The 14,294-nt window shown below is 65.3% G+C and carries 13 protein-coding genes; 8 read left to right on the top strand and 5 right to left on the bottom strand.

What is annotated here, in order from left to right; genetic code table 11:
• Window positions 1-4: 4 nt before the first annotated feature.
• Entirely contained in the window at window positions 5-433 is a 429-nt protein-coding gene (locus tag R4P47_RS01280) for an SRPBCC family protein (RefSeq protein ID WP_317783924.1), read from the bottom strand.
• Window positions 434-447: 14 nt separating this feature from the next.
• Window positions 448-1,467 (bottom strand): alpha/beta hydrolase, encoded by a 1,020-nt coding sequence (locus R4P47_RS01285; RefSeq protein ID WP_149405154.1) that lies wholly within the window; start codon window positions 1,465-1,467, stop codon window positions 448-450.
• Between the two features lie 171 nt (window positions 1,468-1,638).
• Here R4P47_RS01285 and R4P47_RS01290 point away from each other — a divergent pair, with 171 nt between their 5' ends.
• Entirely contained in the window at window positions 1,639-3,018 is a 1,380-nt protein-coding gene (locus R4P47_RS01290; protein WP_317783925.1) for a wax ester/triacylglycerol synthase family O-acyltransferase, read from the top strand.
• A 71-nt stretch (window positions 3,019-3,089) separates the two neighbouring features.
• Here R4P47_RS01290 and metG read toward each other — a convergent pair whose 3' ends face one another.
• Window positions 3,090-4,634 (bottom strand): methionine--tRNA ligase, encoded by a 1,545-nt coding sequence (gene metG / locus R4P47_RS01295; RefSeq protein ID WP_068049793.1) that lies wholly within the window; start codon window positions 4,632-4,634, stop codon window positions 3,090-3,092.
• Window positions 4,635-4,655: 21 nt separating this feature from the next.
• Here metG and R4P47_RS01300 point away from each other — a divergent pair, with 21 nt between their 5' ends.
• The 3 genes from R4P47_RS01300 to rsmA all read left to right on the top strand — a co-directional run bounded on the left by R4P47_RS01300 (window position 4,656) and on the right by rsmA (window position 7,706).
• On the top strand, window positions 4,656-5,483 hold the full coding sequence (locus R4P47_RS01300; RefSeq protein WP_317783926.1) for a TatD family hydrolase: 828 nt from the start codon (window positions 4,656-4,658) through the stop codon (window positions 5,481-5,483).
• 101 nt (window positions 5,484-5,584) lie between these two features.
• Window positions 5,585-6,712, top strand: a complete 1,128-nt coding sequence (locus R4P47_RS01305; protein ID WP_317783927.1) for a transglycosylase family protein — start codon at window positions 5,585-5,587, stop codon at window positions 6,710-6,712.
• 118 nt (window positions 6,713-6,830) lie between these two features.
• Window positions 6,831-7,706 (top strand): 16S rRNA (adenine(1518)-N(6)/adenine(1519)-N(6))-dimethyltransferase RsmA, encoded by an 876-nt coding sequence (rsmA, locus tag R4P47_RS01310; RefSeq protein WP_149405157.1) that lies wholly within the window; start codon window positions 6,831-6,833, stop codon window positions 7,704-7,706.
• Window positions 7,707-7,714: 8 nt separating this feature from the next.
• On the opposite strand, the gene R4P47_RS01315 is transcribed toward rsmA, so the two are convergent.
• Window positions 7,715-8,530, bottom strand: a complete 816-nt coding sequence (locus R4P47_RS01315) for a DNA/RNA non-specific endonuclease (RefSeq protein WP_317783928.1) — start codon at window positions 8,528-8,530, stop codon at window positions 7,715-7,717.
• A gap of 12 nt (window positions 8,531-8,542) precedes the next feature.
• The gene (locus tag R4P47_RS01320) at window positions 8,543-9,532 is read right to left on the bottom strand and encodes a YafY family protein (RefSeq protein ID WP_317783929.1); all 990 of its coding nucleotides are present in this window, start codon (window positions 9,530-9,532) and stop codon (window positions 8,543-8,545) included.
• A gap of 182 nt (window positions 9,533-9,714) precedes the next feature.
• Here R4P47_RS01320 and R4P47_RS01325 point away from each other — a divergent pair, with 182 nt between their 5' ends.
• The 4 genes from R4P47_RS01325 to R4P47_RS01340 all read left to right on the top strand — a co-directional run bounded on the left by R4P47_RS01325 (window position 9,715) and on the right by R4P47_RS01340 (window position 14,287).
• Window positions 9,715-10,650 carry a 4-(cytidine 5'-diphospho)-2-C-methyl-D-erythritol kinase gene (locus R4P47_RS01325; RefSeq protein WP_094633226.1) on the top strand — a complete coding sequence of 312 codons (936 nt, stop codon included), beginning with the start codon at window positions 9,715-9,717 and terminating at the stop codon, window positions 10,648-10,650.
• Window positions 10,650-12,446 (top strand): ABC-F family ATP-binding cassette domain-containing protein, encoded by a 1,797-nt coding sequence (locus R4P47_RS01330; protein WP_317532635.1) that lies wholly within the window; start codon window positions 10,650-10,652, stop codon window positions 12,444-12,446. The genes R4P47_RS01325 and R4P47_RS01330 overlap by 1 nt, the downstream gene beginning before the upstream one ends.
• 113 nt (window positions 12,447-12,559) lie before the next feature.
• Window positions 12,560-13,243 carry a DUF4166 domain-containing protein gene (locus R4P47_RS01335; protein ID WP_317532636.1) on the top strand — a complete coding sequence of 228 codons (684 nt, stop codon included), beginning with the start codon at window positions 12,560-12,562 and terminating at the stop codon, window positions 13,241-13,243.
• A gap of 45 nt (window positions 13,244-13,288) precedes the next feature.
• Entirely contained in the window at window positions 13,289-14,287 is a 999-nt protein-coding gene (locus R4P47_RS01340; RefSeq protein WP_317532637.1) for an enoyl-CoA hydratase/isomerase family protein, read from the top strand.
• Window positions 14,288-14,294 lie beyond the last annotated feature (7 nt).

Here is a 14,294-nt window from a genome sequence, read left to right on the forward strand (position 1 = left end):
GGCCTCAGCCCACCACTTGCTGACGCAGACCCTCGGTGGCCGCTTCGAGGATCGTCTTGGTTCCCTTCTTCACCAGGAAGCCAGGGAGCGGGATCTTCGGGTCCACGGTCAGCTCGAACTCGACATGGGTGCCGTTACCCTTGGGCGTCAACGTGTATCGGCCGTCCTGGGCCTTCTGCTGAGTGCTCTCGACGAGAGTCCACGACACCTCGTTCTCGGACCACGTGTACTCGACGAGTTGCTCGTCGTTGACGCCGATGATCGAGACGTTCATCTTGACGTGGTGTGGCTTGCCGTCGTCGAACCGATCGACGACCTCGCACTTCTTGTGGACCGGGGACCACGAAGGGATGCCCTCGACGTCTGCGAGTACTTCCATTATTGCCGCTGCGTCTGCGTCGATGTCGACGGACTTGTTCGCTGTGACTGCCATGGGGAGAAGGTATCTCAGCTTTCTCTGCGGGGGCTGACGTTCCGCGCGAACTCGCCGATCGCTCTGAGCGCGCGGCGGGCTTCGGGTACGAAATCGGCTGCCTGGAACACGTGGACCTGATCCTCGTACACCTGAAGTTCGCACTCGACTCCGGCGACAGCGAGACGCTGAGCCATGAGTTCGGCGTCGGCATAGACCATTTCGGTGGAACCGACCTGGATCAGCACCGGCGGCATGCCGGCCAGATCACTGTCGACGGGTGAGACCCGCGGGCCCCGTCGGCCCTCGACGACGATGCGCGCATCGACGCGATCGGCCAATGCGGTCAGTGCGGGAACGGCGTTGGGCGGAAAGATCGAACACTTCGACGCGTTCTCGTGGTCGAGCTTGCCGGAGGGGTCCATGTCGGTCAGCGGAGACATGGTGAAGATCCCTGCGGGGGCGGGCAAATCGACGGAGCGCAGCGCCAGAGCGACCATGAACGCGAGATATCCGCCCGCCGAATCGCCGCCGAGGACGATCTGTTCCGGGCGGTAACCGGAGTCGAGCAGGAAGCGGTACGCGTCGACGCCGTCCTCGACCGCGTGGCTGATCGGATTGCGCGGCATCATGCGGTAGTTCACCGAAAGCACCGCGCCGTCGATGTTCTTGGAGACGCGCGAGGTCATCCGGCGATGAGTGCGCAGGCCGCAGCAGACGAATGCGCCGCCGTGCATGTACAGGACGACGCGATCGCTTCCGGCGCCCTCGGCGCGAATCCATTCGGCCTCGCACTCGGCCAACATGACCCGGCTACGGGTGGTACCGCTGATCTGCGGAACGAGCAGGCCGGCGTAGTCGACCAGCCCCATCGGCCACGGAAGCGACGGTGCCTGTGCCCAGACGGTCAGAAACGGTCGCACCGTGAACTGCAGGGATTTGGACAGAATCTGTGACTGCACACTCGCGCCGCGGATATCGCGCCTGCGTGCGGTGGCTGTCGGGTCGGTCGATTTCACTACGGTGAGCGCCGGATTCATAGCCGTCGCCTCCATCCCCGTTGTCGTTGCGCGGCGCGTGTGCGCCGTGCGTCGGAACCCCGCTCTATTTGGAACCCCTGGTAACGGACAATAGCGGGTAGCTTTTCGTGACCCGACGTAAGGTCGTGTTCTGAGTCACATTCGGTGCCGTACCGTGACCTAAAACAAATGGAAAAGGGACAGCTCATGGCACTCATGCCCATCACCGAATCGATGTTTCTGATCGCCGAGTCACGGGAGCACCCGATGCACGTGGGCGGTCTCGAGTTGTTCGTCCCGCCCGGCGATCCGCACGACTTCGCCGAGGAAGTGCACCGCAAGTTCACCACCGGTGAGGTGCACGAACTCTTCCGCAAGCGACCGTCGCGTCCGGTGCAGATCATGGGCAACCTCGCGTGGGCATTCGATCAGGAAGTCGACTTCGAGTACCACGTTCGGCGAACCGTGCTGCCTCAACCGGGACGTATTCGCGAGCTGTTCCAGTTCCTCTCGCTCAACCACAGCGCACCGCTGGACCGCTACCGGCCGATGTGGGAACTGCACATCATCGAGGGGTTGGCAGACGGCCGAATCGCGTTGTACACCAAGGTGCATCACTCGTTGGTCGACGGTGTCAGTGCACTGAAGCTGATGCAGCGCACGCTCACCACCGATCCCGACGATCGAAACGGCGTCGCAACGTGGGATCCGTCGCTGTTCGGTAGGCGCAAGAAGCAGGTCGCCGTCGAGCAGCCCGGGCGGTTGGCGCAGCTGGGCAGTGGGCTCTCGATGGGACGCAAGATCGTCGGGGACCTGGTGGATTTTGCGCCGGCATCGGCTCGAATCGGATTGCGCGCGTTGAAGAAAGAGGGCGCACAACTGCCGTTGCAGGCGCCGAGGACGATGTTCAACGTGCCCATCGGAGGAGCCCGCCGTTTCGCCGCCGAAAGCTGGTCGATCGAGCGCATCCGCACGGTCGGGACTGCACTCGACGCCACACTCAACGACATGGTGCTCGCGATGTGCGCCGGGGCCCTACGCGCGTATCTCATCGACCAGAACGAGCTGCCCGAGGAACCGCTGATCGCCATGGTGCCGGTGTCGCTGCGCAAGGAGGGTGACGACAAGGACGCCGGAAACTCGGTGACGACCATCCTGTGCAATCTCGGAACCGACGAATCGGATCCGATCCGGCGGCTCGAGCGGATCAAGGATTCGACCGTCAAGGGCAAGCAGATGATGAGCGAGTTGAACACCCTCGAAGCGCTCACCGTCGGTGCGATCACCATGGCCCCGTTGCTGTTCGGGCCCGTGCCGGGATTCGTCGACTACACCCCACCGCCGTTCAACGTCATCATCTCCAACGTGCCCGGATCGAAGGAAGACCTGTACTGGAACGGCGCGAAACTCGACGGCATCTACCCGGCGTCGATCGTGGCCGACGGGCAGGCGCTCAACATCACCGTCGCCAGCAACGGTGATTCGTTGAACTTCGGTCTCATCGGATGCCGACGCAGTGTGCCGCATCTGCAGCGCATGCTGACGCATCTGGAGAACACGTTGGAGGAGCTCGAGAAGACCTTGTGAGAGCGGCTTCGCCGCACGTGAGCGAAACCTCGTAGTGGGCTACGAAGTTTCGCTCACATGCGCGGAGCGCTCTACTCGTACTTGGGGAACACCGGCGTCGGGGTCGGTAGGGCAGTGCCGGGCACCGAACGTGTTGCGATGTCGGTGAATTCGCGGTTCGACGCCCCGAGCAGGTCGAGGATGCGCGACGCGGAGTCGGGCATGACGGGCTGCGCCAGGATGCTGACGATGCGCAGCACCTCGATCGTCACGTACAGCACGGTGGCCATGCGATCGGGATCGGTCTTGCGCAGCACCCACGGCTGCTGCAGAGAGAAGTAGCGGTTGGTCTCGCCGAGTACCGACCAAATCGCCTCGAGTGCGGAATGGATTGCCTGCACGTCGAATTCGCGTCGGCAGATCTCCAGCAGTGCGTCCGCGCGAGCCAGCATCGCCTCGTCCTCGGCGGTGAACTCGCCCGGGGTGGGGAGCTTTCCTTCGAGGTTCTTGGCGACCATCGTCAGCGAACGCTGCGCGAGGTTGCCCAGTTCGTTGGACAGGTCGGCGTTGACGCGAGCGACGATGGCCTCGTGGCTGTAGCTGCCGTCCTGACCGAACGAGACCTCGCGGAGGAAGAAGAAGCGCACCGGATCGAGACCGTAGTTCTCCACCAACGACTTCGGGTCCAGCACGTTGCCGAGGGACTTGGACATCTTCTCGCCCTTGACGTTCAGGAACCCGTGCACGAACACCCGCTTGGGTAGCTCGATGCCCGCAGACATCAGGAATGCCGGCCAGTAGACGGTGTGGAAGCGCGTGATGTCCTTGCCGATGATGTGCAGGTCGGCAGGCCAGAACTTCCGGTACGACTCGGATTCGGTCTCGGGATAGCCGGCACCGGTGAGGTAGTTGGTGAGCGCGTCGACCCACACGTACATCACGTGCTTCTCATCGCCGGGGACGGGGACACCCCAGTCGAACGTGGTTCGGGAGATCGACAGATCCCGCAGGCCGCCCTTGACGAAATTCACGATCTCGTTCCGGCGCGTGTTCGGCGCGATGAACTCCGGCGACGCGTCGTACAGCTCGAGCAGTTTGTCCTGGTACTGCGACAGTTTGAAGAAGTACGACGACTCCTCGGTCCACTCGACGGGAGTGTTCGTCTCCGTCGCGACGCGCGAGCCGTCCTCTGCGAGGGTGGTCTCGGCCTCGGTGTAGAACGCCTCGTCGCGCACCGAGTACCAACCGGAGTAGGAGTCGAGGTAGATGTCGCCGTTCGCCTCCATCCGCTTCCACAGTTCCTGGCTGGCGGCGTGGTGATCGGCGTCGGTGGTGCGGATGAAGCGTCCGTACGAGATCTTCAGCAGGTCCTGCGCAGCCTGGAACGCGTCGGAGTTGCGCGCGGCGAGCTCGCGCACGTCCACGCCTTCGGTCTGTGCGGTCTGCTGCATCTTGAGGCCGTGCTCGTCGGTGCCCGTCAGGAATCGCACGTCGTAGCCGTCGAGGCGCTTGAAGCGCGCGATGGTGTCGGTGGCGATGTACTCGTAGGCGTGTCCGATGTGCGGAGCGCCGTTGGGGTACGCGATCGCCGTGGTGACGTAGAAGGGTGGCCGTGAGGCATCAGCTGGCGCAGTCATGGTGCGCCTACTCTAACTAGCGTGAGCAGAGACCGTCCCGCACCACCGTTGCCCGAGCCCGTCGGCACTCTCGTCGACGCGCACACCCACCTCGATGCGTGTGGGGCGACCGACGCGGCGAGTGTGGCCGCGATCGTGGACAAGGCCGAGTCCGTCGGTGTCACGCGCGTGGTCACGATCGCCGACGATCTCGATGCCGCGCGGTTCGCGGTCGACGCGTCGTCCTGGGATCCGCGGGTGTGGGCCGCGGTTGCGATCCATCCCACGCGCGCGAACGTGCTCGACGAGGCGGCCAAGGCCGAGATCGAGCGATTGGCGTCCGACCCTCGCGTGGTTGCCGTCGGGGAGACCGGGCTGGACTACTACTGGCCCGGCAAGCTCGACGGGTGCGCCACGGTGGCCGAGCAGCACGACGGATTTCGGTGGCACATCGATCTGGCGAAACGACTGGGTAAGCCGCTGATGATCCACAATCGCGAGGCCGACGAGGATCTGCTCGCCGTTCTGACTGCGGAAGGCGCTCCCGAGACGGTGATCTTCCACTGCTTCTCCGGCGGTCCCGAGACCGCGAAGGCGTGTGTCGACGCGGGCTACGTTCTCAGCTTTTCGGGGACCGTCAGCTTCAAGAACGCGCACGCAGTGCGGGAGGCCGCGGTACTGGTGCCCGACGAGCTGGTGCTGGTGGAGACCGACGCACCATTTCTCACTCCGCATCCCTTCCGCGGTGCTCCCAACGAGTCGTACTGCCTGCCGTACACCGCGCGGGCGTTGGCCGAGATTCGTGGCCAGGATCCGGCGGAGCTCGCTGCCCACGCCACGGCCAATGCGGAACGCGTGTACGGCCTGTAGCTGCTGAAGTTGCGGCGTGGGTACTAATTCGTTACCGTACCGTGACCGAACTCGGGCGTTTCGACGCCGAAGTCAGCTCGCAACCGCCAGGACTACGAAACTTGTCGACTATCAGACGCCTCAACTCCGCCCGTTCGACCACGCTCTACCTGGTCGTCGCGGCCCTGTTGATGACGCTCGTCGCCGGTGGCGTCATGGCCGTGAGCCGTCACAAGACCGTGACCATCGACGTCGACGGCGACATGATTTCGCTGAGCACGATGAAGACCGACGTCAACAGTGCTCTGGCCGACGCCGGCTACGCGCCGTCGGACAAGGATCTGGTCGTTCCTGCGCCGGACTCCGGTCTCAGTGACGGCGACACAGTGGTCCTGCGCCGCGCCCGCGAGATCACGCTGAACGTCGACGGGCAGCCCGAGAACATCTGGACCACCGCCCTGACAGTCGAGGAAGCTCTGCAGCAGACCGGTCTGGCCGAGGACGTGCACGTCTCCGCCTCGCGCTCCGAGCGACTGCCGCTCGACGGCACCGAACTCGATGTGGCACTGCCCAAGCAGGTCTCGCTCCTCGACGGTGGAGCACCTGCCGCGCCGGTCACCCTGGCAGCACCGACCGTGCGTGAATTCCTCGAAGCAGCGGGTGCGCCGCTCGAGGAAGCCGACACCGTCAGCCCCGATCCCGACGCAGCCGTCACCGACGGCGCCGAGATCGTCGTCACGCGTGACCGCACCGTCACCAAGACCGAAACCACGGACACCGATGCTCCTGAGCAGCGCATCGAGGATCCGACGATGAACATGAGCCGCACCGTCGTCGAGAACCCGGGTGCCCCGGGGGTCTCCGACATCACCTGGAAGATCAACATGGTGAACGGCGTCGAGGTCGGTCGCGAGAAGGTCGACGAGACGGTCAAGGTACCCGCGCAGCCGAAGACCGTTCGCGTCGGAGCCAAGCCGGGCACCGAGGTGCCGCCGGTGGAGAACGGTGCGATCTGGGACGCGCTCGCGCAGTGCGAGGCGACCGGCAACTGGGCGATCAACACCGGCAACGGCTTCTACGGCGGCGTCCAGTTCGACCAGAACACCTGGGAACGCCAGGGCGGCCTCAAGTACGCACCGCGCGCCGACCTCGCCACCCGCGAGGAGCAGATCGCCATCGCGTCGGTGACACAGAAGTCGCAGGGCTGGGGCGCATGGCCAGCCTGCACCTCGCGCCTGGGTTATCGCTGACTGCCTCGGGTCGTTCCGCAGGCTCCACTCCTGCGTTTCTGGGTCGTTCCGCGGGCTCCACTCCTGCGTTTCTGGGTCGTTCCGCGGGCTCCACTCCTGGCCCCGTAGAGTTTCCGCCGTGTCCGAACATGTGAGGGGATCTGCGGCTCTGCTCGGTCCTGCCGAAGTCCGCTCCCTCGCCGCCGAGCTCGACGTGCGCCCCACCAAGCAGCTCGGGCAGAACTTCGTGCACGACGCCAACACTGTTCGACGCATCGTCGCCTCCGCGGGTGTGGGCCCGCAGGACACAGTCCTCGAGGTCGGCCCCGGTCTCGGATCGCTGACACTCGCGCTGCTCGATGTCGCCGAGGCCGTCATCGCCGTCGAGATCGACCCCAAGCTCGCGAACCGATTGCCCACGACGGTGGCCGACCGGGCCCCCACTCTGGCCGATCGGCTGACGGTGATCGAGGCCGACGCGCTGCGCGTACGAGCCGCGGACATTGCGGGGGAGCCGACCGCTCTGGTGGCCAACCTGCCCTACAACGTTGCCGTTCCCGTGCTGATCCATCTGTTCTCGGAATTGCCGAGCCTTCGCGTCGCCGTGGTGATGGTCCAGGCCGAGGTGGCCGATCGACTCGCCGCGGTACCGGGAAGCAAGATCTACGGCATCCCCAGCGTCAAGGCCAGATTCTTCGGGGACGTCAAAAGGGCAGGCGCAGTGGGCCGTTCGGTGTTCTGGCCGGTACCCAAGGTCGAGTCGGGGCTGGTCCGCATCGATCGGTACGCCGAGCCGCCGTGGCCGACCGACACCGCGCATCGCAAGGCCGTGTTCGCGGTGATCGATGCCGCATTCGCGCAGCGACGCAAGACCCTACGAGCAGCCCTGGCCGGGTGGGCAGGCTCCCCGGTTGCCGCCGAACGGCGGCTGCGTGAGGCCGGGATCGACCCCACTGCTCGCGGCGAGACCATCGACGCCGCAGCCTTCGTCCGTTTGGCCGCCACCGAAGCCTGAGGCCGTCTCTACAGGTGGATGTCCGTCAGGGCAGTCAGCTCGGTCCACGTCGACGCGCCCTCGCGGGCAGCAGCCACCGGCGCGTAGCGGTCGGCGTCGATCAGAATGCCCACGTCCAGGCCTGTCATCGACGCGATGTCGGCCACCGGAACCTGATAGGTCCGGTACGGGCCGAGAGGCGGGGGATCGGTCTCGAGCCGCAGCGGTTTGTCGAGGATCGGGTCCAGAGACGGCGACTGGTCGAGAACGTATCCGGTGCATGCAGGAGCCGAATCCTGCGACCAGGCCGCGATCTTGAAGAACTGCCGCGGAATGGCGACGCCCCGGTAGATCGGATCGTCGTCGGCGAAGATGCAGCCGCTGAAGACCGAGAGCTTTCGGTCGTACTGCTCGGCGTTTCCCAGTACGTAATCCTCGAGCCCCAGCCACAGTGACTTCGACTGGTTCAGCGTGGCCGTCTGCGGAGCGCACACGGTGTAGTGGAACGTGTCCTCGTTGGCGCGCTCGGCCACCGCACGCTCACCCCACACCGGATCTCGCCGGCGAACCAGATGCCCGCGATCGAGGTCGTTGTTCCGGTACAACTCGTTGCCGGCCTGCTGCGCTGCCGGTAGCCGATCGTCGAGTCGCCAGTTGTCTCCGCGTCCGACATCCTGCAGGCTCGCGCCGTCGATGTTGACGCCGGTGACCGCGGCCAGGCGTCGGGCAGGGTCGATGGACACCGAGAAGTGCGTGTACGGAAGTACCACCACGTCAGCGCGATCGGGCAACGGAACGTCGATGTCGGCCAGGAACTTCGGGTCGAAACCGAGTGGTGTCGTCATCTGCCCATTGACTCACGTACCGGTTACCGGAGGGTGAACCGCCGCCAGGTATCGCTCGTTCAGTCTCGCGTGCCGCTCGGCCACGATGCGGCATTCCTCGCGCAGTTCCGGTGGATCGAGCACCGTGAAATCGGTGTCGAACGCTGCGAGCCACCGTGCGATCGAGGGCAGCGAATCTCCGGCCAACACCACCGCGCAGGTGCCCTCGTCGATGGATTCGAGTGTGCCCCATTGCTCGTCGATCATCGGAGCGATCTCCTCGATCGGGGCGTGCAACGCGATCCGCGCCTGAACCTGAGTGAACGCGCGATCGATTCCCTTCGAGACGAACGCCGCCGCACCGCCCGGCGGCAGCTCCCGCGGAGTGAACCGCGGACCCGTCGGAATCTTCGGATCCAGGCGATCCACTCGATACGACCGCCAATCCTCCCGCAGCACATCCCAACCCAGCAGATACCAGCGTGCCCCCGCCCGCACCAGGCTGTACGGCTCCACCTCGCGCCTGGACTCGGAACCGTCGTGCTTGCGGTAATCGAACCGCAACCGCTCGTGGGCATGACATACCGCCGCCACCGCGGACAGCACCGACGCATCCACCGCCGAACGCGAGGTCTGCTCCACCACGTCGATCCGCAACGCGTCGAGCCGATGCTGGATGCGCGACGGCATCACCTGCCGCAACTTCGTCAACGCCCGCAACGACGCCTCGCCGATGCCCGCCACCGAGCCACCGGCCGCCGACTGTAACCCGAACGCCACCGCCAACGCCTCGTCGTCGTCGAGCAACAGCGGCGGCATCTCGGCACCGGGACCGAGCTGATAGCCGCCACCGACTCCCGGCGTCGCATTGACCGGGTAACCGATGTCGCGCAGCTTGTCCACATCGCGCCGCAGCGTCCGAGGAGTGACGTCGAGTCGCTCCGCCAGTTCCGCGCCCGCCCAATCCCGACGCGTCTGCAGCAGAGACAACAGCCGCAACAACCGAGCCGATGTTTCCTTCATGACGTCACGATGCCACGCATTGCGGACAACTACAGTCCGCATCGGCCGATCGTTGCGGCCCCCGAAGTCCACTGAATGTGACATTGACCCCCGAAAAGTCCACTGAACGTCACATCGACTACCCACCGGAGGCCGCCCTGGTGGTGAACTCGGTCGCTGTTTCTCCACTACTGTGGTTACTCGTGCTGTCTGTCGTTCCCACACCCGTCGTCGTTCGGGCCCCGTCGAAGGTGAATTTGCATCTGTCGGTCGGTGACCTGCGTCCCGATGGCTTTCACGAGCTGACGACGGTGTTCCAGGCGCTCTCGCTCTCGGACGAACTGTCGGTGGTTCCGGCCAAGACGCTCTCGGTTCGGGTGCGCGGCGACGACGCGAGGGTGGTTCCCACCGATTCACGGAATCTGGTGTGGAAGGCCGCCGAGTTGCTGGGGCATCGCGTCGGGCGAGAGCCGTCGGTGGAGATCACCATCGACAAGGGAATTCCGGTGGCCGGTGGGATGGCAGGCGGAAGTGCCGATGCAGCCGCGACTCTGGTGGCACTGAACGCGATGTGGCACCTCGATCTCTCGCGCGACGAGCTCGACGAGGTGGCGGCTCAACTCGGCAGCGACGTGCCGTTCTCGTTGCACGGCGGAACGGCGGTCGGAACCGGTCGCGGGGAGAAGCTGCTTCCGGTGCTCTCGCGCAACAGTTTTCACTGGGTACTGGCGTTGGCGAAGGGCGGTCTGCAGACGCCTGCCGTCTACAACGAGCTCGACGAACTGCGGGCCAAGGGTGATCCGCCTCGCCTCGGCGGCACCGAGGATCTGATGCATGCGTTGGCGTCCGGCGATGCGCGTGCACTCGCGCCGTTGCTCGGCAACGACCTGCAGGCCGCTGCGGTGTCGCTCATGCCGCAGTTGCGTCGCACGCTGCGTGCGGGAGTCACCGCCGGGGCGTTGGCGGGCATCGTGTCAGGCTCGGGCCCCACCTGCGCGTTCCTGTGCGCCGACGCCGACGCGGCGGTGTCGGTGAGCGCTGAACTGTCCGGTGCAGGCGTGTGCCGCACCGTCCGTGTTGCGAGTGGACCGGTTCCCGGTGCTCGTGTTGTCACTAGCGAATCGATTGGTTTTTCCTGATGGTCAATCTCGTCAATCTCGAAAACGTCAGTAAGTCCTTCGGCGTCAAGCCGCTGCTCGACGGTGTCTCCCTCGGCGTGCAGGAGGGCGAACGCATCGGCATGGTCGGCCTCAACGGCGGCGGTAAGACCACCACCCTCGAGGTTCTCGCCGGCATCGAGCCGCCAGATTCGGGACGCGTCAGCCGGGTCAACGGCTTGCGGATGGCAGTGGTCACGCAGCGCGGCGTGCTGCCTCCCGGTTCGACCGTCGGCCAGGTGGTCCTCGACCCGCTCGGAATGGCCGAGCACGAGTGGGCGGGTGACTCTCGGGTGCGAAATATCCTGACGGGCATCGGTATTGCCGACCTCGGGCCTGCAGGTAGCTCGGGACTCGACGCGCCGATCGACAACCTCTCCGGCGGTGAGCGTCGACGAGTTGCGTTGGCAGCGGCCCTGGTTCAGGATCTGGACCTGCTGGTGCTCGACGAGCCGACCAACCACCTCGACGTCGAGGGCGTGCAGTGGTTGGCCGCACACCTGGTCAGCCGTCGCAGTGCGCTGGTGGTCGTCACCCACGATCGCTGGTTCCTCGACACCGTCGCCAATCGCACGTGGGAAGTGGTCGGCGGTGGCGTCGAGGCCTACGAGGGTGGCTACAACGACTGGGTGTTCGCGCGCGCCGAGCGGTCCCGTCAGGCCGACGCGTCCGAGGAGCGTCGACGCAACCTCGCGCGCAAGGAGTTGGCGTGGCTGCGCCGCGGTGCCCCGGCCCGTACCTCCAAGCCGAAGTACCGCATCGAGGCGGCCGAGGCTCTGATCGCCGACGTTCCCGCCCCACGCGACTCCGTCGCGTTGTCCTCGTTCGCTCAGCGCCGTCTCGGCAAGGTCGTCATCGAACTCGAGGACGCGCGCCTCGAGACCCCCGACGGCCGCGAACTGGTGAAGGACTTCACCTGGCGTCTGGCTCCCGGTGAGCGCGTCGGTCTCGTCGGCGTCAACGGTTCGGGCAAGACGACCATGCTCCGGACGCTCGCCGGTGAACTGCAGCCTGCTGCCGGCAAGCGCATCCAGGGCCAGACCGTCAAGATCGGTTGGCTGAAGCAGGAACTGGACGACCTACCCAAGAAGCTGCGCGTTCTCGACGCGGTCAAGGAAGTGGCCGAGCGGATCACCCTGGGCGACAAAGAGATTTCTGCCGGGCAGCTCGCGGAGCGGCTCGGCTTCACCCCGGCGCGTCAACGCACCCCCGTCGGAGATCTCTCCGGTGGCGAGCGTCGTCGGCTGCAGCTCACTCGCGTGTTGATGGCCGAGCCGAACGTGCTGCTGCTCGACGAACCCACCAACGATCTCGACATCGACACCCTCCAACAGCTCGAGGACATCCTCGACGGCTGGGCGGGCACTCTCGTCGTCATCAGTCACGATCGGTACCTGATCGAGCGCATCTGTGATTCGACGTGGGCACTGTTCGGCGACGGCAAGCTCACCAACCTGCCGGGCGGCATCGAGGAGTACCTGCGCAGGCGGGCCGTGCTCGCCGCCGACGCGACGCCGGACTCGCTGACCACCGGAAGTGCACCGCGCAAGGCCACCCGTGATGCGGCCTCCGAGCGCGCGGCCCGTAAGGAACTCAGCAAGCTCGAGAAGCTCGTCCTCCGGCTCTCCAAGCGTGAGGTCGAGTTGCACGCCGAACTCGTCGACGCGTCCACCGAGCAGGGCAAGCTCGTCGCCCTCGACACCGAACTCAAGCAGGTCCTCGCCGACAAGGATGTCGCCGAGGAACGATGGATGGAACTGGCCGCCGAGTTGGAGTAGTGCGGCGGAGCCGCATGTGACTAGCTGAGTGATGGGTCGTTCCGCAGGCTCCACTCCTGGCTCGTAGCCTGCTACGAAGTTTCGTGCACGTGCACGCAGCGCATACTGGGGTCATGACATCGGTCGTCGCGGAAGTACTCGGTTCGGATTTTGCCCGTCTGCATCCCAAGGTTCAGTGGCGCTTCGGATTGCAGTCCTCGGACGATCTCGCTCAGTTCGGAGTGGGCGTGATGGAGGAGATGACGCATTCTCGACTGGTGCCGCCGCCGTTGCTGTGGGCCGGACGCAAGCGCGGTCTCTTTCCCGCCGGTGTCGGCAAGGACGTGCCGTTCACCATTGCCAACTATGCGTATGTCGACGAATTGGGCCGCGAGACAATGTCTTTCGTGCGTCGCTTCGCTTTCGCGGGTCGGCCGCAGGGGATGAATTCGGTGATGGTGTCCTCCGCCGAGTCCGACGCGTATGCCCTCGATTACTTGGGCTTCTCCTCGGACATGGTGGTGCACACCAGGTGTGAGGTCGATGCCGATGGCGGGCTGATCCTCGAGAGCGAGGTGCCGCGATTCCTGCTCGGCCCTCTCGCGCCGAAGTTGCCCAAGGTGGCGTCGGCAGTGACGATCGGTCGGGAGTGGTGGGATGCGGCCGAGGAGCGGCATCGCATCGAGATCGAGGTGAAGAGTCCGGTGATCGGACAGCTGTTTCTCTATCGAGGGTGGTTCACTGCGGAAGAGCGGCCCTGTCTCGCCGCCGACATTCCCGATGACGCGCGTCCGCGGTCGGTCGAGTCTCGCGAATAGCGCTACTGTTACGCGTCGAGCTATCTGCGTGTGAAGGAGTCAACAGTGGCCGTTGTCGAAGCCGAGATCGTGGGCGGCGTAGGGCATATCGTCCTGAACCGGCCGGAGGCTCTGAACTCGTTGAACGGTGCGATGATCGAGGGCATCCGCACCGCACTCGACGCGTGGCGAGACGACGATGCGGTCACGTCGGTTCTGGTGACGAGCAGTTCACCCCGGGCATTCTGTGCAGGCGGGGACATCAAGGCGATTCGGCAGGCCGTAGTCGACGGTGACCACGAGGCCGGCCCGGCGTATTTCGCGGCGGAGTACGACCTCGACGAACTGATCGCGAACTACCCCAAGCCGTACATCGCCGTGATCGAAGCCGCGGCTTTCGGCGGTGGCCTGGGCATTTCGATTCACGGCAGCATCCGCATCGTCACCGAGAACGCCGTGTTGGCCATGCCGGAGACGGCGATCGGGTTCGTGCCGGACGTCGGGTCGAGCTACTTTCTCTCGCGCCTGCCGGGCCATGTCGGACGGTACCTGGCGCTGACGGGAACTCGTATCTCCGGATCCGATGCGCTCGCACTGAATTTGGCGACGCACTTCTGCCCGAGTGACTCGGTGGAGAGTTTGAAGGCAGACATCCTCGCCGGCATTGCCGTCGACGAGGTGTTGAATCGATACACCACCGCGCCGTCGACGACCGAGCTGTCGTTCGACGCAGAGGCGGTGGCAGCGGTGTTCGAGAAGGAATCGCTCGTCGACATCATCGACGCACTGGTGTGCGACACACCGTGGTCTCGGACGACGAAGACTCAGTTGGCGACGCTGTCGCCCACATCCCTGATGGCCACCGACGCGCTGATCGCACGCGGAGCAGACAGCACGTTGCGTGAATGCCTCGATCGGGAGTTGCGGATGGCGACGTGGATCATCGCCGAACCGGACTTCGCCGAGGGTGTTCGTGCAGTGTTGGTCGACAAGGACCGCGCGCCGCAATGGAAGCCTCTGGTGCTCGAGATGGTGCGACCAGAGGCATTCCAGCAGCTGCTGTGACCGGTAC

The organism is Rhodococcus sp. IEGM 1370 (genome assembly GCF_033142325.1).
GTDB lineage: Bacteria > Actinomycetota > Actinomycetes > Mycobacteriales > Mycobacteriaceae > Rhodococcoides.

Coding starts and splice junctions, on each gene's coding strand:
- R4P47_RS01280 (WP_317783924.1), bottom strand. CDS start 433: ATGGCAGTCACAGCGAACAAGTCCGTCGACATCGACGCAGACGCAGCG.
- R4P47_RS01285 (WP_149405154.1), bottom strand. CDS start 1,467: ATGGAGGCGACGGCTATGAATCCGGCGCTCACCGTAGTGAAATCGACC.
- R4P47_RS01290 (WP_317783925.1), top strand. CDS start 1,639: ATGGCACTCATGCCCATCACCGAATCGATGTTTCTGATCGCCGAGTCA.
- metG (WP_068049793.1), bottom strand. CDS start 4,634: ATGACTGCGCCAGCTGATGCCTCACGGCCACCCTTCTACGTCACCACG.
- R4P47_RS01315 (WP_317783928.1), bottom strand. CDS start 8,530: ATGACGACACCACTCGGTTTCGACCCGAAGTTCCTGGCCGACATCGAC.
- R4P47_RS01320 (WP_317783929.1), bottom strand. CDS start 9,532: ATGAAGGAAACATCGGCTCGGTTGTTGCGGCTGTTGTCTCTGCTGCAG.
- R4P47_RS01330 (WP_317532635.1), top strand. CDS start 10,650: ATGGTCAATCTCGTCAATCTCGAAAACGTCAGTAAGTCCTTCGGCGTC.
- R4P47_RS01335 (WP_317532636.1), top strand. CDS start 12,560: ATGACATCGGTCGTCGCGGAAGTACTCGGTTCGGATTTTGCCCGTCTG.